Source organism: Collinsella aerofaciens ATCC 25986 (assembly GCF_964239575.1).
Taxonomy (GTDB): domain Bacteria; phylum Actinomycetota; class Coriobacteriia; order Coriobacteriales; family Coriobacteriaceae; genus Collinsella; species Collinsella aerofaciens_BQ.
Genome location: NZ_CAXSQQ010000001.1, coordinates 167,421 through 192,644 on the forward strand (window position 1 = coordinate 167,421; position 25,224 = coordinate 192,644).

At 59.5% G+C, this 25,224-nt stretch carries 24 protein-coding genes; 16 read left to right on the plus strand and 8 right to left on the minus strand.

Features of this window, described 5'->3' with window-relative positions:
- Positions 1–8: 8 nt before the first annotated feature.
- Positions 9–1,067, minus strand: a complete 1,059-nt coding sequence (locus ACESUZ_RS00750) for a hypothetical protein (protein WP_373197999.1) — start codon at positions 1,065–1,067, stop codon at positions 9–11.
- A 1,854-nt stretch (positions 1,068–2,921) separates the two neighbouring features.
- On the opposite strand from ACESUZ_RS00750, the gene ACESUZ_RS00755 reads away from it, so the two are divergent.
- From ACESUZ_RS00755 to ACESUZ_RS00775, 5 genes are all read left to right on the plus strand, one after another.
- On the plus strand, positions 2,922–3,191 hold the full coding sequence (locus tag ACESUZ_RS00755) for an ECs_2282 family putative zinc-binding protein (RefSeq protein WP_195235082.1): 270 nt from the start codon (positions 2,922–2,924) through the stop codon (positions 3,189–3,191).
- Positions 3,188–3,679, plus strand: a complete 492-nt coding sequence (locus ACESUZ_RS00760; RefSeq protein ID WP_373198000.1) for a hypothetical protein — start codon at positions 3,188–3,190, stop codon at positions 3,677–3,679. Before ACESUZ_RS00755 ends, ACESUZ_RS00760 begins: the two co-directional genes overlap by 4 nt.
- A gap of 170 nt (positions 3,680–3,849) precedes the next feature.
- Complete coding sequence (locus tag ACESUZ_RS00765; protein WP_373198001.1) at positions 3,850–3,990, plus strand: hypothetical protein; 141 nt, start codon at positions 3,850–3,852, stop codon at positions 3,988–3,990.
- Positions 3,991–4,308: 318 nt separating this feature from the next.
- A complete protein-coding gene (locus ACESUZ_RS00770; RefSeq protein WP_373198002.1) occupies positions 4,309–6,132 on the plus strand; it encodes a GmrSD restriction endonuclease domain-containing protein in 1,824 nt (607 codons plus the stop codon).
- Between the two features lie 92 nt (positions 6,133–6,224).
- Positions 6,225–6,569, plus strand: coding sequence for a hypothetical protein (locus ACESUZ_RS00775; protein WP_195235086.1), 345 nt, complete (start codon positions 6,225–6,227; stop codon positions 6,567–6,569).
- 373 nt (positions 6,570–6,942) lie between these two features.
- On the opposite strand, the gene ACESUZ_RS00780 is transcribed toward ACESUZ_RS00775, so the two are convergent.
- Positions 6,943–8,079, minus strand: coding sequence for a helix-turn-helix domain-containing protein (locus tag ACESUZ_RS00780; protein ID WP_271759192.1), 1,137 nt, complete (start codon positions 8,077–8,079; stop codon positions 6,943–6,945).
- Between the two features lie 180 nt (positions 8,080–8,259).
- On the opposite strand from ACESUZ_RS00780, the gene ACESUZ_RS00785 reads away from it, so the two are divergent.
- The 9 genes from ACESUZ_RS00785 (at position 8,260) to ACESUZ_RS00825 (ending at position 15,843) form a co-directional block, all read left to right on the plus strand.
- Complete coding sequence (locus ACESUZ_RS00785; RefSeq protein WP_271759193.1) at positions 8,260–8,469, plus strand: hypothetical protein; 210 nt, start codon at positions 8,260–8,262, stop codon at positions 8,467–8,469.
- Positions 8,459–9,523: a site-specific integrase gene (locus ACESUZ_RS00790; RefSeq protein WP_373198003.1), complete on the plus strand. Its 1,065-nt coding sequence runs from the start codon at positions 8,459–8,461 to the stop codon at positions 9,521–9,523. Before ACESUZ_RS00785 ends, ACESUZ_RS00790 begins: the two co-directional genes overlap by 11 nt.
- The gene (locus tag ACESUZ_RS00795) at positions 9,516–9,965 is read left to right on the plus strand and encodes a plasmid mobilization protein (RefSeq protein ID WP_271759195.1); all 450 of its coding nucleotides are present in this window, start codon (positions 9,516–9,518) and stop codon (positions 9,963–9,965) included. The genes ACESUZ_RS00790 and ACESUZ_RS00795 overlap by 8 nt, the downstream gene beginning before the upstream one ends.
- Positions 9,955–10,158: a hypothetical protein gene (locus ACESUZ_RS00800; protein WP_271759196.1), complete on the plus strand. Its 204-nt coding sequence runs from the start codon at positions 9,955–9,957 to the stop codon at positions 10,156–10,158. Before ACESUZ_RS00795 ends, ACESUZ_RS00800 begins: the two co-directional genes overlap by 11 nt.
- Positions 10,158–11,387, plus strand: a complete 1,230-nt coding sequence (locus ACESUZ_RS00805; RefSeq protein WP_271759197.1) for a VapE domain-containing protein — start codon at positions 10,158–10,160, stop codon at positions 11,385–11,387. The genes ACESUZ_RS00800 and ACESUZ_RS00805 overlap by 1 nt, the downstream gene beginning before the upstream one ends.
- Before the next feature lie 222 nt (positions 11,388–11,609).
- Complete coding sequence (locus ACESUZ_RS00810; RefSeq protein ID WP_373198004.1) at positions 11,610–12,095, plus strand: hypothetical protein; 486 nt, start codon at positions 11,610–11,612, stop codon at positions 12,093–12,095.
- Between the two features lies 1 nt (position 12,096).
- The gene (locus ACESUZ_RS00815; protein WP_271759199.1) at positions 12,097–12,561 is read left to right on the plus strand and encodes a hypothetical protein; all 465 of its coding nucleotides are present in this window, start codon (positions 12,097–12,099) and stop codon (positions 12,559–12,561) included.
- Positions 12,548–13,906, plus strand: a complete 1,359-nt coding sequence (locus tag ACESUZ_RS00820; RefSeq protein ID WP_373198005.1) for a hypothetical protein — start codon at positions 12,548–12,550, stop codon at positions 13,904–13,906. Before ACESUZ_RS00815 ends, ACESUZ_RS00820 begins: the two co-directional genes overlap by 14 nt.
- Positions 13,903–15,843 (plus strand): type IV secretory system conjugative DNA transfer family protein, encoded by a 1,941-nt coding sequence (locus tag ACESUZ_RS00825; RefSeq protein ID WP_373198006.1) that lies wholly within the window; start codon positions 13,903–13,905, stop codon positions 15,841–15,843. The genes ACESUZ_RS00820 and ACESUZ_RS00825 overlap by 4 nt, the downstream gene beginning before the upstream one ends.
- A gap of 289 nt (positions 15,844–16,132) precedes the next feature.
- On the opposite strand, the gene ACESUZ_RS00830 is transcribed toward ACESUZ_RS00825, so the two are convergent.
- Positions 16,133–16,363: a helix-turn-helix domain-containing protein gene (locus tag ACESUZ_RS00830; RefSeq protein ID WP_195920036.1), complete on the minus strand. Its 231-nt coding sequence runs from the start codon at positions 16,361–16,363 to the stop codon at positions 16,133–16,135.
- A gap of 154 nt (positions 16,364–16,517) precedes the next feature.
- Between ACESUZ_RS00830 and ACESUZ_RS00835 the strand changes: the two genes are divergently transcribed.
- Positions 16,518–17,324, plus strand: coding sequence for a hypothetical protein (locus ACESUZ_RS00835; protein WP_195920037.1), 807 nt, complete (start codon positions 16,518–16,520; stop codon positions 17,322–17,324).
- Positions 17,314–18,513: a hypothetical protein gene (locus tag ACESUZ_RS00840; protein ID WP_373198007.1), complete on the plus strand. Its 1,200-nt coding sequence runs from the start codon at positions 17,314–17,316 to the stop codon at positions 18,511–18,513. Before ACESUZ_RS00835 ends, ACESUZ_RS00840 begins: the two co-directional genes overlap by 11 nt.
- A 226-nt stretch (positions 18,514–18,739) precedes the next feature.
- On the opposite strand, the gene ACESUZ_RS00845 is transcribed toward ACESUZ_RS00840, so the two are convergent.
- The 5 genes from ACESUZ_RS00845 to ACESUZ_RS00865 all read right to left on the minus strand — a co-directional run bounded on the left by ACESUZ_RS00845 (position 18,740) and on the right by ACESUZ_RS00865 (position 24,989).
- Positions 18,740–19,033, minus strand: coding sequence for a hypothetical protein (locus ACESUZ_RS00845; protein ID WP_195919668.1), 294 nt, complete (start codon positions 19,031–19,033; stop codon positions 18,740–18,742).
- 4 nt (positions 19,034–19,037) lie between these two features.
- Positions 19,038–19,337, minus strand: a complete 300-nt coding sequence (locus ACESUZ_RS00850) for a DUF2958 domain-containing protein (RefSeq protein WP_373198008.1) — start codon at positions 19,335–19,337, stop codon at positions 19,038–19,040.
- A gap of 389 nt (positions 19,338–19,726) precedes the next feature.
- A complete protein-coding gene (locus ACESUZ_RS00855; protein ID WP_373198009.1) occupies positions 19,727–22,636 on the minus strand; it encodes a DEAD/DEAH box helicase family protein in 2,910 nt (969 codons plus the stop codon).
- Positions 22,637–22,638: 2 nt separating this feature from the next.
- The gene (locus tag ACESUZ_RS00860) at positions 22,639–24,654 is read right to left on the minus strand and encodes a site-specific DNA-methyltransferase (protein ID WP_373198010.1); all 2,016 of its coding nucleotides are present in this window, start codon (positions 24,652–24,654) and stop codon (positions 22,639–22,641) included.
- Positions 24,655–24,821: 167 nt separating this feature from the next.
- Positions 24,822–24,989: a hypothetical protein gene (locus tag ACESUZ_RS00865; RefSeq protein ID WP_158553195.1), complete on the minus strand. Its 168-nt coding sequence runs from the start codon at positions 24,987–24,989 to the stop codon at positions 24,822–24,824.
- Positions 24,990–25,224: the final 235 nt, after the last annotated feature.

Consider the following 25,224-nt stretch of genomic DNA (forward strand, 5'->3'; position numbering starts at 1 on the left):
CGGCTAACTTATTCTTCTGTTGATTGGTAAGAGCGAATTGCAAGCTTGCCAGTTCCCTCGTCAATATGCGTCTGCAAAATTTCTTTTATTCCGGCGGACTTGGCTGCATCCACAACGCTTCGCTTTTCCGCTTCTTTCATGTGGAGGCCTAACACGACTGACGAGGGAACCATCTGAATCGATGGTCTACCCTCTGCAGACCCTCTGCATAAAAGTCTCCATTCGCAGTCGTACTCGTGCTGCTTACGCTTGATAAGCGTGACCTTTTCGAACTCCCACCTAATTGATTCCTTAAGATATTTGATAAGTTCTGGGCAGGATACTTTCACATTAGCTGGCAACTCACGAAGGAGAAGGAGTACAAGTGCGTATCGTGTTGCATCGTACCCCTCATTCGAGTAGTAAATAGGGAAAGGGGCCAAAGAGGAATCGTCATTCGCGCAGAGTCCACAATTGTTCTTTTGGCCGCATAGAAATCTTATGGAACAGTTCGCATCGTATATCTGTACAAAGCCCTTATGGTTATCTGCGTATTTCAGCCACAGCACCTCGTTAAGCGGGTCATCGCAGAAGCAAAGGGAGTATCCGACGTTTTGCACTATTCGCCTAATATCGTCGATTTGACTGTTCAGCTGATCGAACTGAAACGGGAGCTCTTCTATTTCAGCCCTTCCAATTATATCGCGCAGTTTGTTGAAGTCAGGGATGCCGAATTGGCCAAGCAGAGCGATAATCTCTTTAAGGGGGTGTCCTCTGAATGCATCGATAATCAGATTGAACTGGATTTGGAGAGCCTTTTTGTCGACATAAAAATATGTGTCGAGAGGATCGTCATAATATGGGGGAGAAGAGAACAAGAGTGTGTTCGTGCGCAATTGCTCAAGAGAACCAGGTTCAAACGTCCTGAAACGGCACAGCCGATTGACTCGAGGACGGGCTTGCAAGACCGTATCTCGAACCTCTTTTGAAAAACCGCGTGCTCTTGAGAGAGTGTCCCAAAACTCCCGTCTTTTTTTGGAACCCAGTACGGCCTCCCTTTCGATTTCTTCGTAACTTTCGTTGTCCATCGGCATAGTCCTTGTGAGGGTCGTTCTTATATTGTTCTTGGCTATATTGCTATATTATATGTGCCGTCTTGCGTCCTTCGGTTATGCGCTGGCCTTTCATTGTCTGATTTATTCGCTGTGCGACCTGCGGTTTTCCCTTTGACGCACACTTGATGTCGCTTATTTCGCAAAATCGCGCAATTTTGGGCGGGAACTTGCGCCCATGACGTCATTTTCTATCTCACGACGTTCGATTCAGAATTTCAGCACATTATTGTGCTTTCGAACGGACGTGAGCAAAAGCGATCATTATTGACCTGCGATTTTGCTCGTCAAATGCTCGTTATTCGGGTTGCGAGGCAAAAGGAAATCCAGTGGCTTGCAGGTTTACCAGGTGAAAAACCTGTCTAACTGAAGCCACCGTATGAAAAATCAGGCTACTAAATGAACCTTACAATGATGTGCGGATGTTATTCCCGCTCGATGATCAAATCGAGTGCCGCTTCTTGTACCAACTCGCGCTCTCACCTGCAGTTTCGCTTATCCCCCGGCGCCCGGAAAGCGCCCGAAACCCGTGCACCAGCCGGTTCTGGGGATGGTACACGGGTTGCGCCACCCATGCCCGTGACGGCAGCCGGTACACGCCGGCGGCCCATCCTACCTGCGGAAACGACCGTGAGGAATAATCGCCGGCGCAAGAAGCGCGGGCAAGCCGGTTTCTCCAGTGCGCAAGGTCCGGGCGGGCTGGTGAGAATAATCGGCAACTTTCGGGAATAATTGAGATGACCTGCGCAAACAGCTCGTCGGAGAGGCAGTTTCCCGACGTCACTTCCAAGCCATCTGCCACCAGCGGAATAATCCTGCGCCAGCTGGAACGCATCCGGAGGCAGCGGGGGCCTCAACGGCCGATCTCGTCCGATGCATCCTCCGATTGCCCAGAAGGTGCCCAGCGCCGCGGAGCTCACCGACCAACGGGCGAGGCGTTCGGGCACCGTCAGCCGCAAAATGCAGCACTCGGAACCAGACCACCTTGAAGCCCGGTCCAAACGGTGGCAAAATAAGCCTGCCGAAAGGCGGAAGCCCTAGGTGTCAGATTGGCGAGGTACGTACCTCGCCATTTCCTTTTTCTGGAGATTAATCTTGCCGGGCCGCTTGAACCTCTATATCAACGAATCCGGGGACCAGGACCTCTCCGAGGGCCTCTACCTCGTCGCGGTCGTGCTGCACGACATCCTAGACTCCGTTCTTGCCCGGAACGTTACCGACTAACGCGCCGGGACTTCAGGCAGTCCTACCTGAAGCAGCTCGCGAGGAAACGGCTCTCCTAGCAGAGCGGCGCGGACGCGCCCGGCGGGTCGCGCAGGGTGCCGGACCGCGCTCGCCGACGAAGCGGCTCGCCTCTCGCATTACGGCACGTGCGATCGGGACCGTCGAAGCCGCGGCCCTCTTCACACGTACATTATCGGAATCGCTGGGTTTGCTAGAATAGCCTCAGATGTCAAAACCCATGGGTTTCATGGGCGGGATTGCGAGCGCGATTCTGCCCTATTTTTTATCGTCAACCTGCTGTTCGTAGACCCGCCCAGAGGCACCGAGCGCTACCACCTGGAGCAGGAGCGCACCTTCAACGAGCAGCTCGAGCGCGAGCGGACGCACGCGGAGGAGTCCGCCGAGCTCGACGAGGTACGGCGCAAGCGGGACATGATGCGGCAGCGCAACTCTCGCCTGTGCAGGAAGTACGGGCTGAAGGGGCGGCGGGAGCGGCAGGGTTGAGCTCTTGCGTGTCGGCCATGCTCGCCTCCAATCTCTCGCCTTGTCAGCGGTAAAATTGCACATATTGGAATACCGGCCAACTGAACTGTATTGAGGCGATTCATGGACGACTTATCTGTGCAGGTGCCACTTTCATGTCCCACGTGCGGCTGCACTGAGTTCTCCGAGGTATCTGGCCAAGATCAGGACTCGGCTGATGAGCGACGTTTCATCTGCGCACATTGTGGAGCGGCAATCTCCAGAGATCAGCTTACTGAAGCGAACTCGGCATCAATCGACGCGACAATCCAGGATATGGGCGACGACATCATTTCGGCGCTTTCGAAGGATTTGAAGAAGGCACTGAAGCGAAAGGGCTGGAAGGTCAAATGACTGGAGATTCGCAATTAATCACCTTTGCCCCCATCGTCATATCGGCGCTCAGCCTTATCCTCGCCGTCGTTTCTTTCGTTTTGAACTACAGGCTGAGCCTGCGTGACAAGAAGCGAGGCGAGCAGCTTGAGAATCTGCAGCTCAAACTTCATGAGTTGCAGCTTCAGAGAGAGGAAGAAGCCGCAGAGAGAAGATCATCCTCCAAGGTGGAAGCCCGCTACGTCCTCATTGGATTAAAAGGGCACCGCATACGAGTTTCGAACACGGGTGGCACCACCGTAACCAATGTTACCTGTGAGTATGACGAGAATGCCGGACCCTATGCTTTCATACAGGATAAAGAGCCTTACGAGCGGCTCGAACCTGGCGAGAGCTTCGATGAAACCATCTTCTTTGCCGACGGCTCTACCAGCAAATTCATGGTCAAGACGCGCTGGATCGGGGAAGATGGCAAAGAACGCAGCAGGGATAACATCGTCTCTGTTTAGCCAGTTGGCGCGTTAGGAAGCGGGAGCGTCGCTAGGCGATAGAATATGGGGGAAGGCGGAGCACGCCCCGACGGAAACGACGGGACACGGCTCCGCCTTTTCCATGCCTTTGTGACGTGCCGCGAGAATCCACCGTGAGAGAACTGACGAGTTTCACGGGGGTGATACGCATGGCAAGGCGTCCGAAGCTGACGCAGGAGATGTCTGACGAGGCGATCCGCCGCAAGGCGGACGGCCTTTCCAACGGCGACATCGTCTGCGCCCTGGGGATCCACGAACCGCCGCGAAGGGCAGACGGCGCAGCCGGCTGACCTGAGCCGGGAGCAACACGCAGGCGGAGCTGGCTGGCCCGAGCCGCGGAGCAATACACAGCCGGAGCGGCGGGCATGGCCGTGAGTGACGCTCTCCGCGCAGGGCGGGGCGGTTTCCGAGCCGTGCGCGCAACAGAGCGGAGGCGGGTGGGCTGCGGGCGACCTTGGATTGGCAGCGGGTGGTGGTGGGATGTGGCACCTCGTAGCTGCACCGCTCTTCTCGTCGTGTTCTCAATATAGGCTACGCATTGTAAAATAAGAGTTTACAGGCAATTGTAATACACCGGTATCACTCCCATTTACCTCGAAGGAGCCTATATGGCTATAGCGGCGCCCAAATCATATGACACCTCGCTCGGCGAGCTTCTCGAAGGGGTTGGCAAGGGGACGCATCAGCTCCCGGAGTTCCAGCGTGGCTGGACGTGGGATGACGGGCGCATCAGGAACATCATCGCGAGCTTGACGCAGGGGTATCCGATGGGAGCCCTCATGAGGCTCGAGTGCGGCGGCAGCGAGGTGAGGCTGAAGTACCGCGCCTTCGAGGGAACGCACGGCATCTCCCGCGAGCCCAACTACCTCGTTCTCGACGGCCAGCAGCGTCTCACCTCGCTCTACTGCTCGCTTTTCGGGAAAGACCCCGTCAGCACCTCGAACGAGCGCGGCCAGAAGCTCAGCCGCTTCTACTACCTCAACATGCGCAGGTGCCTCGATCCGGAGGAAGACCGCGAGGATGCGATTGCCTCCATATCGGACAAGCGCGTCGTCACCGAGGACATCGGCCGCAAGATCGTCCTCGACCTCACGAGCCGCGAGCGCGAAATCGAGGAGCTCATGTTTCCCGCCAATCTCGTTTTCGACTCCCAGGGGCGTGACGACTGGTTTACAGGGTTCATTGAACACTATGGTCTCAAGTCCGAAGAGTACGCCCTTTGGAAGGTTTTCAAAGAGAATGTCCTCAGGACGATGGAGGACTACAAGATTCCGGTCATCACCTTGGACAAGACGACGCCCCGTGAGGCGGTCTGCAAGGTCTTCGAGAACGTGAACACGGGAGGTGTCTCTCTTACCGTGTTCGAACTCGTGACGGCTGCCTTCGCCACTTATGACTTCGACCTACGTGGGAATTGGAACAAGGTCGTGCGCCCGCGTATTTGCGCCGAAAGCAAGGACATCAGAACGGATCTCATGCAGGGCGTCGACGAGACCACGTTTCTGACCTCCATGACGCTCTACACGACGTATCGCGCGAAGCGCGCCGGCACCAAGGGCAGCACCAGCTGCAAGAAGAAGGACGTTCTGGCGCTGCGCTACGAGGACTACGTCGCCAACCTGGACGCGCTGTTGGACGGGTTCGACATGGCGCGCGATTTGCTCATCGGCGAGTGCGTCTTCCGCATGCGCGACCTTCCCTATACGACGCAGCTCATCCCTCTCGCGGCCACCTGCGCCTACATCGGGCGCAAGGCGTTCGACCGGCAGCCCGTGAAGGCAATCCTCCGCCGGTGGCTGTGGTGCGGGATCTTCGGGGAGATGTACGGTGGCGCCAACGAGACGCGTTACGCCAACGACATCGAGGACCTGGTTGCGGCGATAGAGGGCGCCGACTCGCAGATGCGCACCGTGAACGCCGCCTACTTCCAGTCCACGCGCCTGCTGGGCCTTCAGACCAGAAACAGCGCCGCCTATAAGGGGGTCATGGCCCTCGTGTTCCGCGAGAACTGCCTCGATTTCGTCAACGGCGCACCAATGACCATGGTGAAGTCGATGGAGACCCCGCCGGACATCCACCACATCTTCCCGCGTGCGTACTGTGAGAGGACGGGGCTCGAACGGACGAAGTGGAACTCCATCGTGAACAAGACCCCGCTCATCGCGCGCACTAACCGGGAGATCGGGGGTGTTGCCCCTTCGAAGTACCTGCCGAAGATCATGAAGGATGAGCAGATCGACGGTGATGAGCTCCGTAGGCGTGTTGAGTCGCACCTCATCGACTACGACGCCCTCGCCGCCGATGACTTCGACGCGTTCTTCCTAGATCGCGCGAAGAGGCTCCTCGACGTCATCGAGCAGGCAATGGGCAAGGAGGTGCCCGACCGGGCATCTGACGAAACAGTAGCGGCGTTCGGTCACGTCCTGAACTGACCGTAGCGCATGCCCCGCAGGAGCAGGAGGGCGATGCGCTACGTGCCCTCGATACCACAAGCCCATCTTATTCGAATCAAGGAGTCGCCGCGATGGAACCTCATAACGTTGCAAAGTACGCTCGCAAGCTGAGGCTTGCGATCGAGGAACGTGGTGCCGCCGCACTCGAGCGCGACGACTGGGCGGCGCGCTTCCAGGAGTTTGGCTTCGAGATGGATTGCGGTCACTCGTATGAGGAGCTTTACGGGCTCGCCTTGCATGATGCACAGGGCCTCAGGCGCGAGCTTGCGCGCATCGACAATGTACAGACGCTCGGCAACGCGGTCTTCTCGCAGTGCCGGTACATTACGCATTGGTCGATGGGACCTTGCGAGCGAGAGCTCGACTGGCTGGAAATCGCGCTTGGACGTCTCGAGGAGCTCGCCCACGACGCATAGTCGTCGACCGACTCGCGGGACGATATCGGCACCAGGCTGCTTCGCGTTTGCGCACCACTCATCGAGTAGCCATAGGCTGCTTTGGTAAAATCGGAGAAGCTACCAAGACTGGCTTTTAACTGGAGATCGTTCGTCTATTTCCTCTGTGAGAAAGGGTTCCGTCCGAATCGAACGAAACCCTTTCTTGACCTGCGGAAATGTCAGTTTTTGGAAGATGGTGTTGAGAAGCGTCAGACCCCGAAAATCACTCCCACTCGATAACGGGTGCCGCAGGTAAATGAGGCGCTCGTTTTACCTCAGTCCGTTCTATCAGGCATTCTCCCATCGCCGTTTGATACTCATTTGGTCCTCACGCCGGCTAATCTGACCACAATTAGGGTAGGGCATACCCCTTCTTAAATCGCTCGTCAAAGGGACAGAAATCGCTATAGACATAGCCGTCAATAAGCGATGAACCGTTCGGTTGGCGTATCTCATGCTGCCGGAACTTCTCGACATAGCCATCGGACTTATCGTGCTCGAAATAGTCGAACTGATCAAGCCACTCGTCGTATTCATCGGCCTGCTTCACGCGCGTTTCGTACCTCTTCGCCCATTCAAAAAGAAAAGAGTCGGGAACAGGCGCTCTCGCTAGAAGCGCCGGCCCCTCTTCCAGTTGAAGCGGAATCAATCCATATGAAGCCGAGAGCTGAAATAGCGCATGAGCAGCTTGAACAGGACTACCGAAATCGGTAAATACAAGCGCTCCCCTCTTCACCTCAAGAGCGCTGGACAGTTTTTGAAGCGCCGCATATTTCGGCACCCTAGCCCCCTGTTCATACGAACGTAGCGTTGCGAGGGAGAGATCAGCCTCTCGGGCCAAATCCAGCTGGGTCTTTGCAGGGGTACACCGCGCCCTTAGCTCGGGCAGCTTCTTGGACTGCATCCTATTTTGCCAAGGCGTAATCGGCACCCAAGAATCTCGTGGATCATATTCGTATCGGAGGGGGAACTGGGACGGATCAAAGTCGGCTGAGAAGTTGTCCTTCCATCTTTCATAGTCGTCTCGATCGGAGTCGCTCTCAATTTGAGCATACTGAGCTGCCCACTTCTTTAGAAAAGACTCCATGAAAGGCGAAGTCGGCTTGAGCGCTGAATAGCGCTCGTTTGCAACAGGCTCGAACCCATATGTCGCGGCAAATTGGAAAAAAGCCTGAGCAATCAGGTCAGTATCGTTGAAATCATAAAAATGGAGCGCCTCAGCCCGTATGCCATAGGCGTTCGCAAGCCCCTCCAAATGCTCTTCCTTCGGGGCAGACTTCATGAGCTCGTAGTTCCTCAAGGCCGACTCCGAAATGCCTGCCGCCTGAGCGGCGACCTTTCGTGTCCATTTTCGCGCCGAACGGAGGCGGAGCAGTTTCTCGGACAGCCGTAGCCTTCCCCAGCGCTTGCTCGTTTGTTCCCACTCCCTATCGGCCACAAATGACGTCAGGGTCTCTTTGGCAGCACCGATGCGATCGACGGCAGTCATCCAGATACACCTCCGAAGAAATACTGTTCTCAAGTCTACATGCGAAATCTCATGCATACAAAAAATGTAGGAGATGTGACTTAATCTGCAAAATTACACTTTCCGTAGTAGGTCATACGTTTTTTGGACATAATCAAGACGAGGGGCAATCGGTGCCCCGCTCTGGAAAGGAGACTACATATGACACGTCAGCTTATCGGCGCGGAGGAGGTTGCCGAGATCACGGGCATGAGCAAGTCTTATGCGTTCAAGCTGATTAAGACCTTGAATGCAGAACTTGCAGCTCAGGGAATCATGACCATCCCCGGGAAGGTTCAGCGCTCGTACTTCGAGGCACGGCTTCTCTCCGCCCCTTCCAAGCAGAGGGCGGCGATGGCCCATGTCAGTTAACCGAGACAAGAAGCGCGGGACCTGGACGGTCGAGGCTTGGTACCGCAACTCTTTAGGCGAGCGCCACAAAAAGACGAAGCGCGGATTCGCTTCCAAGAAGGAGGCCGTCGCTTGGGAGCGCAACTTCCTCGCGTCCTGCAACGAGCGCGTCAAGATCACCGTCGAGGCCTTCGTCAAGACCATGTACACCCGCGACGTCTACCCTCGGCTGCGCGTTGGAACCAAGCTCACCAAGGATGCCATCATCGACAAGTACATCCTCCCGGTCTTCGGTAAGATGCGCCTTTGCGACGTCAAGGCCGCAGACGTTGTGCGTTGGGAGAATTGGCTCCTTGAGCAGGGCCTGTCGCAGAGCTATCTCCACACCATCTGCAACCAGTTCTCAGCCATTTTCAACCACGCCGTCCGCTTCTACCGCTTGCCCCAGAACCCCATGCTGGCGGCGGGAAAGGTCGGCTCCAAGCGTCCCGAGAAGGAGATGCTCTACTGGACCCCTACCGAGTTCAAGCTCTTCTCCCAGGCCATCGAGGATAAGCCCCTCATCTACCTCGCTTTCCTGACGCTCTATCTGTCGGGTTGCCGCGAGGGCGAGCTCCTTGCCCTTCGTCCGGAGGACATCGACTTCGGGCTCAACGTCATCCGCATCCGCCGCTCCTATGCCCGCGTCAAGGGCGAGGACGTTATCGGCCCACCCAAGACGCGAGCCTCGAAGCGCGACATTGTCATGCCGAGCCTCCTTCGCGAGGAACTGCGCGACTATCTGGCAGCACATCCCGAAATCGTTCCTACCGACCGACTCTTCCCCATCACAAAACATGCGTTGTCGCATGAGATGAAGAGGGGTTGCGAGCTCTCGGGCGTGAAGCGCATCCGTATCCACGACATCCGCCACTCCCACGTGAGCGCCCTCGTCAACAGCGGCTACTCGCCCACGGCGATCGCCGATCGCATGGGCCACGAGACCGCCGAGGTCACGGAGATGTACTCGCATCTCTTCCCCTCGACGCAGCACGATCTAGTGGAGGCCCTTGATGGGATGATGTCGGATGTCTAAGCCGATTATGGACGCCAAGGGGCGCCGCCGCTGCAAGACCATCGCCTTCCGCATGTCGCCCGCAGAGGCGGACCAGCTCGACCTCCGCGTCGCCCTGAGTAGCCTGTCAAAGCAGGAGTACATCACGAAATGCTTGCTTGAGGGCACTTTCACCGTGGTCGCGACCACCCGCATGCGCAAGGCGGTCAAGGAGCGCGTGGGGCCCGTCGTAACGGAACTCCGGCGTATCCGGCGCGCGGCAGACATGGACGACGAGCTCGTCGAGTCGCTTGAGACGCTTGCCGCCTTCGCCGAATCGTTCGCGCCCGAGCGCTCCCCCGTGGAACTCGAAGACGCACTTATCGCAAACCTCGGGATAGACGACGGCCTCCCCGACCAAAGCTCGGCCGTCGCCCAAAATCATGAGTCCACACATAAGGAGGACCCCATCGATGAATCTTAGCATGATGAATTCCGCCCGGCGCCGCACCATCCTGCGCGACCACGGCCTCGACCATCCCCTGACAGAGGAAGAGCTGGTCGAGCGTCTGGTCGACACGGAGCTTCGCCTTAGCCGGCTCGAAGTGCTCGTCTTCGGCAGTGCCTGCCCCATCAACGGCCCACGACGCCCCCAGTCTCGCGAGGAGGTGGCCTGATGGGTGCGCAGAAGCACGACGACGTCCTTGGGCCGCAGCCTCCAGAGCGCCGCTCCCCGCCGACGGTCAACGAGATCGTCGAGGAGCTCAAGTCCCTCCCCTTGAACGTCGGCTACAACCGGCTCGCAAACGAGCTTTTCAAGACCGGCCCTCTGCCCTGGGACGCGGATGCGAGGGAACGCCGGTGGCGCGACAGCGACGACGCACGGCTCTTCGCCCTCCTCCAGCAGACCATCTCCCTCCAGAAGGAGAAGTTCATGTTGCTCGCATTGACCATCGTCGCCGAGGACAATGCCTACGATCCGCTCGTCGCCATGCTCGACGCCCTCACCTGGGACGGCATCCCGCGCGTAGGGACGCTCCTCAATGTCTACCTTGGTGCGGAGAGGAGCGTATACGTCTCGGAGGTCGAGCGCATCTTGTTCTGCGAGGGCATCGCCCGCGCCTACAGCCCGGGCTGCAAGGCCGATTACATGCCCATCCTGTGCGGCGCCGGGGGTATCGGCAAGTCGTCCTTCGCCCGAGGCCTCGCCATCCGCGACGAGTACTTCACGGACTCCGTGATCAACCTCGGCGACGTCAAGCTCACGGGCGAGCAGAACCGGGGCAAATGGATCGTCGAGGTCCCCGAGCTCAACGGGATGTCCGAGCGCTCTATCGAGAGCGTGAAGGCTGGGGTCACCCGTCAGGTCGATGAGTTCCGAGGGGCCTATTGCCGCAGGACGGAGGCGTTTCCCCGGCGCGTGGTCTTCGTCGGTACCACGAACGAGGCAGACTTTATACGCGAACGCTCAAGCGGCGCAAGGCGCTTCCTCCCGTTGCTCTGCGGCATCGAGCGCACTGAGAAGTCCGTCTTCGATGAGGACTTCCCGGCCGCAATCCGCCAGGCATGGGCAGAGGCCCGCACGTGGATGAGGACGGGCGATGTCCGCTTTTCGACCGTCCTAACACCTGAGATGGAGACCGAGGCGGCCGCACAGCGCGGACGCTTCGTCGAGGAGGACCCCTGCGTGCAGAAGGTCCTCGCGTATCTCCCCGGCAACACCGACCGTCCCATGTGCACGTTCGAGATTCTCGACAAGGCCCTCCACCTCGAGAAGACCAAGGCCAACTGCAAAATGGTCAGCCGCATCCTGTCGTCGCAGTGCCCGGGATGGGCCCCGGGCAACAAGCGCCTCTGTCCCCCGTACGGAAAGCAGCGCTGTTGGGTGTACCGGGAGACGGATTAGGGCCGATAGAGGTGCCGCAACATGCCGTTGCGGCACCTCGGTCGCCCCCCTCACCTGCAAAGTCTCTCGATGGTGCCAAAGGTGCCATAGGCCCAGAAACTCTTTCCTGTTCTTTGGCACCTTCGGCACCGCAACGTTTCGCCGCAGCTAGAAGCATCATCAGCAAAGACCCTCAAATGAACCACCGGTACCCATACGGCACCGGCAGAGAGGAAAACCATGATGGAACTTGTCAAGAAAACCAAATCGCATCTCGACGACCTCCTCGGGACCGTCCCCAAGCACAAGGACGACGCCGTCGGCTCCGTGCTCTCCCATCTGCTGGAGTCCGACCCCGACCTGGGCTTCGCACGCGCGGCGCGGCCCGTCGAGCATCCGGGCTTCACGCGCATCGTCCGTGCAGGAATCGCCTACTACGCGAAGCCTGATTTCAAGATTCTGAACCCGTTCAAGGAAGGCGGGAACGGCGTCCACTTCGTCAAAGGCAGCAACGACGACCCGACCGGCATCTTCTTCACCGATGCCTACCGCGTCAACGATGCAGAATACGGCGACGCCATCGAGGCCTACCTCTTCGCCTACGGCATCCCCCGCGATGACCTCGCCATGATGCCCGTCACCTTCTGGCCTAAGACCTACGAGCGCACGCCCGAGAACATCGCCGCCCTCCGCGCTGTCGGCGCGCCCCTCCCGAACGAGGGACTCTAAGATGGCCATCGGAAAAGACGGGTCGAAGGTCATGAGCCTCCGACTCCCTAACAAGGCGTATCGCCGCCTCCACGCCTACGGGGTTTCAAAGGATCTTAGCGACAGTGCAGCCGCCCGCGAGCTCATCGCCGCTGGGCTCGCCTCCGACGGCCTGGCGCTCTACTCCACCGAGCTCGGAACCTATCTGCGCGGCGTCATGCAGCCACTGCTGGAGCAACTCGACCGCACGCTCGGCGAGCGCAACGCCGAGCAGGAGGACCGCATCGCGCGCGTTGTGCACCGCGCCACGCGTGCCTCGATCGTCGCAGCAATCGCCGCCGTCGAGATCGAGAAGGGCACGTTCAATGGCCTGGACGGCGTGAGCGCCTCGGACATCTACGCCGCCTACGACAAGCAGGCCGGCCTCATGCAGCGCGGCATGACGCTCTCGGAGGCGAGGGAGCGCCTTTCAGATGGCAAGTCGTAGCAGCCTCGTTGTGAACGCCCGTGTGCACCTCTCCGGGTCGCGCGGGCGTTCCGCCGTCATCACCAACAACGTCGAGTACGTCGCCACGCGCGAGGGGGCCGACAAATCCGCCACCGTCGACGATCTCAGGCGCTCCGAGCTCGCCGAGAGGATGGGGATCGTCGGCTACTGCGCCGAGAGGCCCGGGTCGACCGCGCTCTTCGACCAGAACGGGGCCGTCCAGCTCCGCACGGCCCGCAGGGAGCTCGAAAAGGCCGACGGTGCGATTGCCACCGTTGTGCTCAGCGTCCGCAGGGACGAGGCGTGCGAGCTCGATCTCGCATGCAAGGAGGACTGGCAGCGCTTCTGCCGCCGAAACCTCACGCCGGCGCTTGCCGAGGCAATGGGCATCCCCGAGTCCAGCGTCCGTTGGGTAGCCGCCGAGCACGAGAACCACCCGAATTCCAAGCACGTGCACGTTATTGCCTGGTCGTCCGACGGCTCGTTCGATTCGCTCATGGCCCGCAACAGGCTCGACCGGGCAAGGAACGCGCTCACCGACGCGGCCCTGGTCCCGGCGCTCGCGGCCGAGCACGAGGCCCGCGACCTCGCGAGGTCGCGGGCGGTCGACGCCGTCCGCCATATCCCCGCCGATGAGATTGGCGTCACGCTGCCTGCGGACGGCCGCATCTCCTACGCGCACCTCCGCCGCTGGCACCCAGATGTCGCCAAGGCCGTCGATGCCGCAATCGAGGAAGCAGGGTCGAGGCACCCTGAAATCAAGGAGGCGAGCGCGGCTTACCGCGAGTCCGTGGAGCGCTGCGCCGGCCTCAAGGGGCTCGAAGGTGTTGCGCAGGACCGCTACTTGAACGACGCCATGCACGAGCTACGCGCGCGCCAGGGCAACGCCCTGCTGAGGGTCATCGCACCCGACCGGGCAACGGACCCCGAAAGGGAACCGATAAGGTCCGCAAGGCCGGACGACGGGCCCGCAACGGAGCGCAAGCGCATGAGGCCGCTCGTCGGCGAGGTCCGCGCCTGCGTCACCGGAAAAGACCTGGAGGGCGCGCGAGAAGCCGTCCGCGAGCGCGGGCCCATCCCGGAGAGATGCCTCCGGTCGTGCCCGTCCTACGCGCTTTCCATGGCAAAAGCCCCCGTTGCTGTGGGCAGGGCCCTTGCCAAAGCGCTCGCGTCCGCAACAGAGGGTCCCAAAGGCAAGAAGGACCTGTCAGACGAAGTCGGCCAGAAGGCCGAGCGCGCGCTCGCGAGGGCGCTCGCAGCCGCCGTATCGGCCGCGATCAGGGGCGATGCGGCGGGCATCGTGCTCGACTCAGCGAAAACAATAGTGAAGGGAATGATTCTATGAGCAAGCAGAAGAGCTTCAACGTCGACGAGGGCGCGCACCTCAAGCGCTGTGTCGCCGCCGGCGCGGCCGCTGGGGCCGCGATCGCGCTCGTCCTGCTGCCGGCGGCATGGCGCTGGCTGGAAGCATGGGTCGTCGGCATCGCCGCGACGCTCACGAGCTTCGGGATGGCCGCAGTGCCCGAACTCCCCGGCACCATGTTCCAAAACCCGCTCGAAGTCCTGCCGGAGCTGATCCGGGACGATGTCTTCCTCGTGGGGTGCGCGGCAACCCTCACTGTCTCAATAGCCGTCGGCATCTGGAGCCATCTCGACTGGTCGCGTTGGTTCCACGACGGGACCTGGGTCGGCGGGCGTCGTGCGCCGGGCGCGCCCATCCACGGCGACGCGAGGCTCGTCTCGGCGCACAGCGAGCTTAAGCGCAGGAGCGAGTCATGGCAGGAGGGCGGCAAGCCCTCGGGCGGCACGTTAGTCGTGGGCGAGATCGGGAGGAGCGTCAGGCTCATCGACTCGGTCCATGCCTGCGTCCTCGCCGAGAGCGGCGAGGGCAAGAGCCGCCGCGTCGCCATTTTGTCAGCCTTGGCAAACTTTGAGCAAGGCCGCTCCCTCATCATCAACGACATCAAGGGCGAGCTCAGGGCCTTCCTTGAGCCTGTGTTCGAGAAGACGGGCACTCACCGCATCGTCGACGTGATGTTCGACGCGCCTGCATCCTCAGTACGATTCGATCCGCTCGAGAGGGCAAAGGAGGCCTTTGGGGCGGAGGGGGCCGGCGGCTGTGCACGGGAGCTGCGTGAGCTCGCACGCTGCATCGTGCCCGCGCCGTCGAAAAGCCAACCGTTCTTCTACGACGGCGCTCGGAACCTCTTCGTCGGTATCTCCCTCGCCCTCATCGAGGACGCGTCCATCCCGGAAGACGAGAAGACCGTCATGTCCGTCGCTGCCGCGATCTCGCCGTCGGGCGACCAGGGACCGCTTGACCGCATCGCCGCCCTGGCGGCGTCTTTGCCCGCGGAAGACCCCGCGCTCCCCTTCCTCGGCGGGCTCAACGGTGAGCACGGGGGCGGGCCCGGCATCGTCTCGACCTTGAGCAACTGCCTCACCGAGTACGTCGACGGCAACGTGGCTCGGATGCTCCACGATGACGAGTGCGGCCTCGGGGGCATCGGCGAGGAGCCCACGGTGGTCTTCATCTCATCATCCTCTGCAACGGGCAACTACAAGCGACTCGTCCAGACGTTCGTTTCCCAAGCGCTCTCGGCGCTGCGCTCCTGCGCCGCGGGCCATGCCGGGCGCTGCCCCGTCGAGACCGTCCTCCTCCTCGATGAGGCGGCCTCCCTCGGCCGCAACGAGAGGATCGTCCAGGACCTGGGAGAGATGCGCTCGGAAGGCGTCCATGTTCTCTGGTTCTGTCAGTCGCTCCTCCAGCTCCAGTCCGTCTCCGGCTACAGCCGAGAAGAGGCCGAGACGATTCTCGACCTCCTCAAGGACAAGGTCGTTCTCTCCTGCTCCAACCTCGACACCGCGCGCAAGCTCTCGGAGTCGATGGGCTCCTACACGGCGGTCGCGCAGTCCACGAGCCGAACTAAGGGAACGAACACCGGCTCGACGGGCACGAGCGAGGGACTCGTGCGCAGGCCGCTCATCACGCCCGACGAGCTCCAGCGTTGGACCGGCCGCGAGACGGGAGCCCTCGTGATCCACGACGGCGTACCCATGGCCTTCCCCAGCAGGGACGTTACCGAGACTTTCGTGGGACCCATGCTCGGGATGACGTCACCCGATGCCGAACGAACACTCATGGAGCGATCAACCGCTCGCCGCAAGATCAGGAACGAGACGGCACCGAGGGTTTGGCGGGGCCCGACCGCCCCCGACGCCACGTCGACAGCGCCGACGAAGCCGAAAACGGCCGCAGGTTACGTTCCCGAGGGCTTCTAGCCGCGTAATCGCCCATATCCAGCGGAAACGCCCCAATCAACTACGCACCCGCGCCCGCGCGCTACACGTGGATGCGGGTGTTTTTCGTTTTAGGCGCAGGCATCTACCTGCGCTTTCGAACTCGGCTCGCCGAGTTGCGCCGTTTGCCTCCGGCGAAACGTAGTGGAGCCTTATCCTGCACCGCCGATTCGTGGCGGAAATAGAAGTCAACAGGTCTCGCGATATTCGAATAGCATAAAGAGAAGCAGCACCGCGCATCCACAGATTTTTTCAGCGATCCGTCACCGAGTCACCCCGTAAACAGGTCGGAATCGAAAAACTCCCTTAGAGAAACACCAAGGCCCCTTGCTATGCGCTCTATGTTCTCGATCGAGATGTTCCGTTTCCCGGTTTCGACCTCGGCAAAATAGGTTCGAGACATCTCTATCGAGTACGCAAGGGCTTCCTGGCTGTATCCAAGAGCGTTTCTCAATTCCTTGATGCGAAGTCCGACTTTCATTTTTGCATCTAGCTGAGTCATTGGTACCTCCCGACTGGTGGTGCCAATGATTTGAGTCGGACCTATATGAGTCACACCTATATAAGTGACAATTTGCAATACAATGCTCACGTGGCCCTTTTCCAGGTTGAAGGGATCGCCGTAAGTACCATCTATGAATCAAAGGAGAACTGCCATGGCGATGAATGTATCCCGGCGCGGCTTTTTGGGCGCTGTCGGACTGATGTCGATTGCCGGATTGAGCGGCTTGAGCGGATGCGGACCGACGGGAGTGAAGGGAAAGACGCTCTATTACATATCGGTCTGCGACAACGTCGCCCTCGGGAAGATGACGAATAACAAGCTGGGTTCCGAGACGACGATCACCTTCGACGACGGGGACGGCTGGCATTACGCAGGGTCGTTCGAGTCCTCGGGAACGTGGAGGCAGGAAGACGAGAACATCGTATTGAGCTCAAGCGAGCTCGGTACCCTGACGCTCAAGAAGGCCGACGATGCGGATGCCTATATCCCCTCTGGCGACGAGGAGTACGGCGAGCGCTATTTCCTGAGCGAGGACGATGCGAAGAAGTACTACGAGGACTACACCGGCAAGGCGGTCGCCCGCGTCAAAGAGCTGCTTGAATCGCAGGAATGGGAACGCTCGAACCGGCCGGAGTCCATGGCGAGCCCCGAGGAGATCAACTTCGACAGCGGAAAGATCGCATTCAAGAAGGCGTCGTATAACCAAAAGGGCTATCTGTTCACTCAAGGTCCCAGTGATGACGAATGGGCCGCATCGGACCATTCGGGAAAGTACAGCCTCACGGTCAAAGACCAGAGGGCGAAGGATACCGACTCGACACCGCGCCCGCTCGTTTACAAGGGCGAGCTGACGGCCGATGGGGCGTCGGTGGCCTATACCCTCGAGAAACGTAACGACAGCCTGGTTCTGAAGCTGGGAGAGACGATGTATGACCCGGTGTTCACGAATGGAAAATAGCGGTCGAATCAAGCTCTTCGGGCGCGAGTTCTCCCGTAAACAGGTCTGCGCGGCTGGTGCAGGAATCCTCTGTGCGGCGCTTCTCATCGGCTGCGGGGCTTACGCTATCTCACATGCCAGTTGGACGGGAGATTCCAATGCCCCTGCGGTGTCGCAGTCGAAGGACGATGAGGAGCAGGACATGGTGCTATCCCTTGAGGTGAAGGCTGACGGCTGGGATGCGGACACCTCCACGCCCGTCATCGCCCATATAGAGGATGCGGACGGGGAAGTGGACTTCTACACTGCTATCGCCGCGAACAAGCAGGTGACCGTGAAGGTCGGTGAGTCCGGTACCTATACCGTCACATTCATCTCACCGGTGAACGCCGACGGCTCAATCTATAAGGTGCCATCGAAGAAGGTTACCGCCGGAAAAGCCGACAAGACAGTTGCCACAGGCGTGACTTTCGATAAGGTGGATGCGGACAAGGTAACGAAAGATGACCTGACAGCCATCGCCAAGGACGTTGCGGAAGCCGTGAAGAAGGGCGATTCCACCCTGACCGGTGACAAGGGCGCTGAGGTTGTGAAGAAGTTCGAGAACAACATCAAGAAGAACCCGAATGCCGATGCCGGTGCCGTCGAGAAGGAGACCGAGAAGGCGCAGGAGACCGCCAAGGAAGAGAAGTCCGACGCGAAGACCCCGGAAACTTCCGACAGCAAGAAGAGCGATTCAGGCTCATCCAACGGCTCCAAGAAGGATAATGGGAACAGCGGTTCCGACAGCAAGCCGAGTGGAAGCAACAATAGCAACTCCGGTAGCTCCTCGAAGAAGGATGACACCCCGGCGCATGTTCATAAGTATGATATCTACCATCCTGCGGTGACCCATACGGAGAAGGTGTACCATCCCGCAGTGACCCATACGGAGAAAGTGAACCATCCCGCAGTTACCCATACGGAAGAGCGCTCAATTTGCAACGGCTGCGGAGCAGATATCACGGGCAATGAACAAGCTCATGCGTATAATGCACTTATGGCAGGCAATAAAGCATGTGGCGCATATCATACGGTATACAATACCGTAACAGATTCTGCGGCATGGGAGGAAACGGTTACGATTACAGATTCTGCGGAATGGGTGGAAACGGTTACGATTACAGATTCTGCGGCATACTACACTTGTTCCTGCGGTGCCACGAAGTAGCGGAAGCCGCCGAATTCTAGGCCGTAGCGGTCAAGCATCAGGTTGAGTTCTGTTGATGCCGCCGGACGCACGCGCTCCGGTATCCTCCATGTCCCCCGAGCCACCTTAGCCAAGGTTCCAAGGGGCACCGCCCCTTGGCGCGCAGGGGCTCGGGGATGGCGCGAGGCATCCCCGGAATAGCTGGCGCGGGCACGCCGATGGCATGCCCGCGCTCTCTGTGTACGCTTCACCCCTCTTCGGCAACGTGCACGGTCCGGCCGCTCTCGCAGTCGATGCTCTCCACGTCGCCGAATCCGATTCGGACGGCAGCCCATCCGCCCCCGTCCCCCACCAAGGCGTCGGCCTCGTCGCATGCGTCCGAGACGAGTCGCCCGAGTTCGGGCGACCCCTCCAGAGCTGTGCCCATCTCGAACGCCCCGCCCTCGCCACCCGACTCAAACTCGACGACGACAGTCAGCCCGACGGCTCCGCCCGGGGACTTGCCGAATCTGCCCACGGCGTCAAACTCGTCCATCTCCATGGAGCTACCTCCCCCTGACGGCGCTGAGCGGCTTCGGGGAGAAGTGCTCGTCGCGCTCGACGGCGGCGAACCCCATCTGGCGGTTCAGCTCGGCCATCTCCTTGATGCTGAAGTAGCCGAGCTCGTCGTCGTAGCCCTCGACGAGGCCGAACGCCTCGTCCGTTCCGTCGAACTCGAGCAGCCACCAGTCCCATCCGTTCACGCACGAGAAGTAGTGGGCATAGACCGTGGGGTCCTCCGCCCCGTCCTGCTCGTAGAGCCTCGGCACCGTCTTGGCGATTTCCTCGGTCATCAGCTGCTGCATGTCTTCCTCCGTTCCGGGCACCCTGCCCTCAACATCTCGCCCCTGCGGGCAAAGCCGAATGGCGACGCCGCGCGTCGTCGTCGGCTTTGCTCCCTGCAAAGCCGCACCGGAGTGAAGACGGGTCAAGGGAGGTCCATGACGACCTCCACCAACCGGAGCGGAGCGGAGGTTTGTGCGGGGTCTCATGGGTCCCCTTGACGCAGCGTAGCGGAGGTGCCACCCGCGTAACGGATACGAGGTCATGACCGGCGAATGCCACCGAAACGTTGGAAAACATGGGTCAAGACTGAAGAGAGGCGGCCATCCCTAACGGATGGCCGCCTTAGCGTGCCTTACTATTTCTCTTCTGGTATATGGCCGAGACGTCTGCCGGGCAAATCCCGACGATCCTAGTGATAATCGTTTGCGAAGGAACCGTAGAAGAGCGCCTTACAGTCGACATCGCTGTAGGCCATAACGGCATCCTGGACCTCGGGGCGCAGGAGGTTGAGCACCTTGTACACGCCCTCGCCCATATCACCGACGAAGAGTACCTGCTTGAACACGTCGGGATAATCGCGCAAGTAGGTTACATAGCCTCTGAGCTTTGCCAGCGTGTCACCGAGGAACTCGCCATGCGGGTCGACGATGGACGGTCTGATGACACCCTCAGCATCCTTCACGAAGAAGAGGAAGTCTGGATGCAGGGCCTTGCGTCCCACCGAAGACATGTACGGGATCGAAAACGCCTTGGCAGACATGCTGCCCGACGGATTGCGATAGAAGGCAACTGTGCGATTCTTTGCCAATTCGTTCCTAACGATATAGTCTTCCGCCGGGTTCAGGTCGAGCGGGCAGAGGCCGTCCTCTTTCTGCACGATATGGCACGGATACTTAGCGAAGTCGTCCGACGTGCTGGTAGACGTGGGCCACTCTATCTTTGTGAGACGCTTGCCCTCGGTTTCACGGGCCAGCTCGTCGTAGCGTTGCTTTGCCACGTCGTTAAGGTAGTCATAATCGCCAGATCCATCGACCTTATCGAAGTATCCCTTTCGGCATTGAGCCGCCCAGCCCTCGAGCGCATCAACGATGGCCTGCGTGCGAACCGCTGCGGCAAGGCGCAGGTCGCACTCGGGCCGCCCAAGCTCCTTGAAGTTGGCGCGACGATACTCATTCGCAAACTCCTTAGTGAAATGCATGTCGGCGTCGCGAGCGGCCTTTCTGAGACCCTCGGCGTCCGTGCGGGCCTCCTCCTGCTCCTGGTCCTCGGTCTCGTTGAGCTTGTCGAGCGTGATCTTGACGGTCTCGGCAACCTCTACGTCGTGTTTGGTTTCGCGGTACTCGTCCTCGTTAGCAACGATGTATCCCTTGAGCTTCTGGACGAACTGTTTTTTCACGTCGGCTGCGGCATTGACATCGAGGCCAGTCTCGACAAGCAGAGTCGCCGTCTTAACCAGGCTCTGGAATTCGTTTCTAGCCTTCTTCGGAATGCGCTGGACGGGGATGGAGTCGAAGGCTGTGCGGATGCCCTGCCACTCCTGGTGCGTGAAAGACTGCTCGCGCTTGGTGGGCGGCTTGGGCTTTGCCATGGGCACGGGTTTTACGACCGAGACGGGCTGGGTCGGCTCGGTCTGCGTGGAACTTGGCTCAGGGGTCGCAGGTTGCTCCGGGGCAGGCGCTACAACGTAGTTGCCCGTTGCGGGCTGAGGCGTCAGCTCCGCTTCTGGCGCCGGTACGTCGACGGGCCTGACCGCCGAGGCAAGCGAGGGCTGCGTTCCCTGCATGTCCAACGGCTCCTGAATCGCGATGCCGGCAAGCGGCGCCTGGTAGCCGGGTTGTGCCTGCCGCGTCGCCTCGATGGCCTTCTCGTTCTCCTTGTACGCCTTGAGCTCCTGTTGGTAGTCGGCTTCGGACTTGGGCACAGCCGCCGTGATAGTCACGGGGTTGAGAACGATGTTCTGCTTGCCGATGGAGCTCTCGCCCATGTCGTCCTTGCGGCCCATGAGGTAGTCGACCACGTCCTGAGTGCTCTCGGGATTGAACTGGGGTAGGTAGCAGGCGACGGAGTTCAAAAGATCATCGGATTCGATGCGCCGCGCAAGTGGAGTGCGTACCATACGTCCCACGAGTTGTGCGATATAGGTCGAGTCCGAACGCCTGCGCTGCGAGAAGATGACCTCCGCTCGCGGGCAGTCCCATCCGTTGGAGACAGCCTCCTTGGCGAAGAGTACGCGAATGCGCGAGGTGTCCTGAACGAACTCGGGCTCGACATAGGGAATGAGGTATTTTCCCGCCGCGATGTCCTTATGCTCGCCGAAGACGTTGGCGAACGACATCGCCTCGGAAAGGCCGGGGACCAGGCCCGTGATCTGGTCGCACATCTCGGCCAGGGCCGAGCTGCTCACGTTGTCCGCCGCTTGGATGAGCAGCAGCGGGTTGACGGAACTCTCGCCCTCACGGGCACAGTACTCGCCCCACTCGCGGCAGGCCAGGGCATAGCGCTCGCACGCCATAGTGAGGTACTGGTGCTCGACTGGGTCGTCCTTCTCTGGCACGCGTAGCTCGATGATGTCCTTGAGCAGGCCCGATTCCTGGACCTCGCGAGGGGTCACGGCGACCTTCGGCATGCGTATACGGTCGACGCGCTGGTCCATGGCGGCTTCGAACCTCTGCGGCGTGGCGGAGACCCCGACGACGACGGGCATCGCTGCACGACCATCCAGGCCATCAATTAGGTTGGCGTAAATCGTCGCGGTGCCGCGCTCACTTGACGCATTGGCCCCCAGGCCGCGGTGGGCCTCGTCTATGAACAGATAGAGGTTACGCTCCGGGTCCCTGATGGTGCGGTCAAGGATATCCCAGAACACGCGGCCGGAGTTGGCCTCACCACCCTTGGTGAGCAGGCCGTTCTTGCTAAGTAGGTCCTTGCTGAGGAAATAGACGTGGCGCGGTTCGAGAATGTCGTGCGCGGCTCCGAAGTCGTTGGTAATCGTGACCAGATGGCGCCTGTCGAGGATGCTGTCTGCCAGCTTGTCCGCCACGTTGGAGAAACGCACGCTCGTCTGCTCGTTCAGGCTCGGGGAATCCGAGAGCCAAAGAACAACGGCATTCTCGTCGGGCATGAGGCCCAGATCATCGTCTCCGAAGAAGAGTGCTTCGATCGTCGCCGCGCACATGACCGTCTTGCCCGAGCCCGTGGGAGATGCGAGGCACACCGAAGACAGTTCGCCGTCCTGCTCATAGCGTCGACACATCGACTGCAACTTGTTTGCCAGGGTCGCGACTGCCCCGGCTTGGAAATCCTTAAGTTCGACTCTCATGCTTACCTCACCGCATCCTCGGCGGCAATCTTGAACGATTGCAGGTAGTTCTCGTACAGACGGACAACGTCGAGCCCGGGGAGCTGAGTCTTGACGGAGGCATATCGAGCCGTGTCGTCCGTGATCACATAGGCGCACCTTATGCTGGCATTCTGCTTGACGGCGTCTATGAAAGAGCCAACCGAAGCAAAGTCGAAAAGGACGGCATAGGCGTCGGCCATGGCAAAGCCCGGCTGCTCGTGCTTGATGATGCTGCCACGCGAACCAGCGCGCAGCCAGAGCAGAGGCGCGATCTCCTCGAAGGCCACGCCCAGCTCGACGGCGTCTGGATCTTCGTAGGTGAGGTCAAAGAAGACGGCGTTTTCCTCGAAGCCGTCGGCCATGGGGAACTCGTCGGTGAACTTGTAGTCACCCTTGATGGGGTCGCCCTCGGGCGTCTTGCCCGTGATGGCCGCCGTGACGCGAGGTTTGGTAACGTACTGGCAGATGCCCAGCGCCTCCCATTCGGGGTCGCCCTGGCGAAGACCGCGCTTGGTGAGCTTTTTGGATTCGTCCTCTGAGACCTCGTTGTTCGTGATGCTGATGGAGCGCCTGCGCCCGCCGTCCTGATGGTTCAGGCGCATGACGGCGTGCGCCGTGGTGCCCGATCCTGAGAAGAAATCGACTACAAGGGCGTCGGGCTTGTCGGCAACAACGGAAGCGATTGAGAGCTCGGTCGCATAAAGGGACTTTGGAAATGTGAAGCGCCTATCGCCGATGAACTTTTTGATATATCGGCTCCCGTATTCACCGGCAGAGAACTGCGCGCCACTCCAAACGGTTGTTGGAATGGCAGAGCGCTCTCCCTGCTCTTCGAGAAGCAAGGACCCATCCTCAGCCTTGCCAATGAGTTTAATTTCTCCATTCTTGAGACGCTCCTCTTGGGAATCTCCTAGGTAAAGGAGGGAGTACCGATCACTCTTTTTGTTGTACTCACCTACTTTTGCGCACCCGCGATCAAGCTTGGCCTGTAGAGCATTCTGGGAGATCCTCCAAGTCGCCTCTCGGCCATCGGTCCTAATAGGCCAAACTGCCCTGAGACCCGTTTTTGTCGGTATCTTTGTCCAGTCTTGTTCAAGGGGGAGAGAAGCGCCGAGCTCCTTAATGGTCGCGGTCTCCTCATCGATATAGATGGGATAAAAGAGGTTCGGCCTTGCGGTGCGGGCGGCATTGGGACCGCCCCTCAGCAGCCACTCCCAACGTACCTTACGTTGGGAGCGGCTGCTCGACGCGTCATCAGCCACTTTTTCCTCAAGTTCTCCGAACTCGACGGAATAGAGCCTGCGGTCCACTTGGCACGGCGCGGCGGTACCAAAAAAGCAAAAGACAGCGTACTCGTCAGCCCTCTTGAACTGGTTGCCACGGGCAACCCCGTTCTTGTTTATGGTGATTGAAACCGTCTGGATACCGGTCGCGTTGGGAAAAACGCTCTCTAAAAGAAGCTCAAGCCTTGCGTACTCCTTCTCATCGATCGTCACGATGAGTACTGAATCGTTGGGATTGAGCAGCTGCTTGGCGAGCTTGAGGCGGCGCTCCATGAAGGCAAGCCACTTGGAGTGGCGATAGGCGTCGGAGCCGTCGACGTAATCATTGTTGTATTTCCAGTCGCGGGCGCCAGTGTTATAGGGTGGGTCAATATATATACAGTCCACTTTGCCTGCATAGGCAAAGGCTAAGGTTTCAAGAGCATGGTAGTTTTCGCCGTTAATGACAACCTGATAGGGCTTATCGCCACCGCGCTCAACACGCCCAGTCTCTTTGAGGCCGGCATAAATCGGCTGGTCATATTCAGCGACAGGCACGACATCGTCGACAGCAACGGGGCGGGGCTCGCATTCGTTTTCGTCATATGAGGGCGATTGATATGGCTTTAGATCAGCAACCCCCCCCCGAACGGTATTTACCAACCATAACAGTTGGGAGTTAGAGTCCTCTTTTCTACCACGCTCGGGAAGTACCTGTACGACATCGCCCTTCATGATAGGTTTGCCATAAAGGCGAAGTCGTTCTGGACGGTTGTGTTCAAATACAAGCCCAAACTGGCGCTGCGCAGCAAAGGCGCGGATGTCGGCAGCGAGCTGACGATCGCCCAGTTTGACAGCGCGATCAACAAGGTTCTGAACGACTGCTTGCGCCGTCTGGGACATCACTTCTCCCCCTTGCACTTCTCGTCAATCCATTCGCGCAGGACTTTAGCCACTGTCTTATCCTGGCGCGCGGCATAGGACTTAAGAGCCCGCTTATCCTCGCGGGTTATCGAAAGCGTGAACTTATCCAGCTCCCTTTCGGCATGAACAGCCTGATCTTCCTCCATGGTCGCCCCTCCGAATTGACCTGTTCTACGTTCCTTAATTGGCCGAAACCATTTTACTTCAAAATACGTAATTACGTAATTACGTAGATAATTTGAGCCATGCAGCACTCAATCACTAGTCAATATTCGTTGAGGAATCGTTGGGGATAACGAATATATCGAGGTAGACACCCGTTTTTGCCGTCTGTGAGTACCTGCAAATCGATACCCAAAACGTCGTGAGTACATTTTGAGT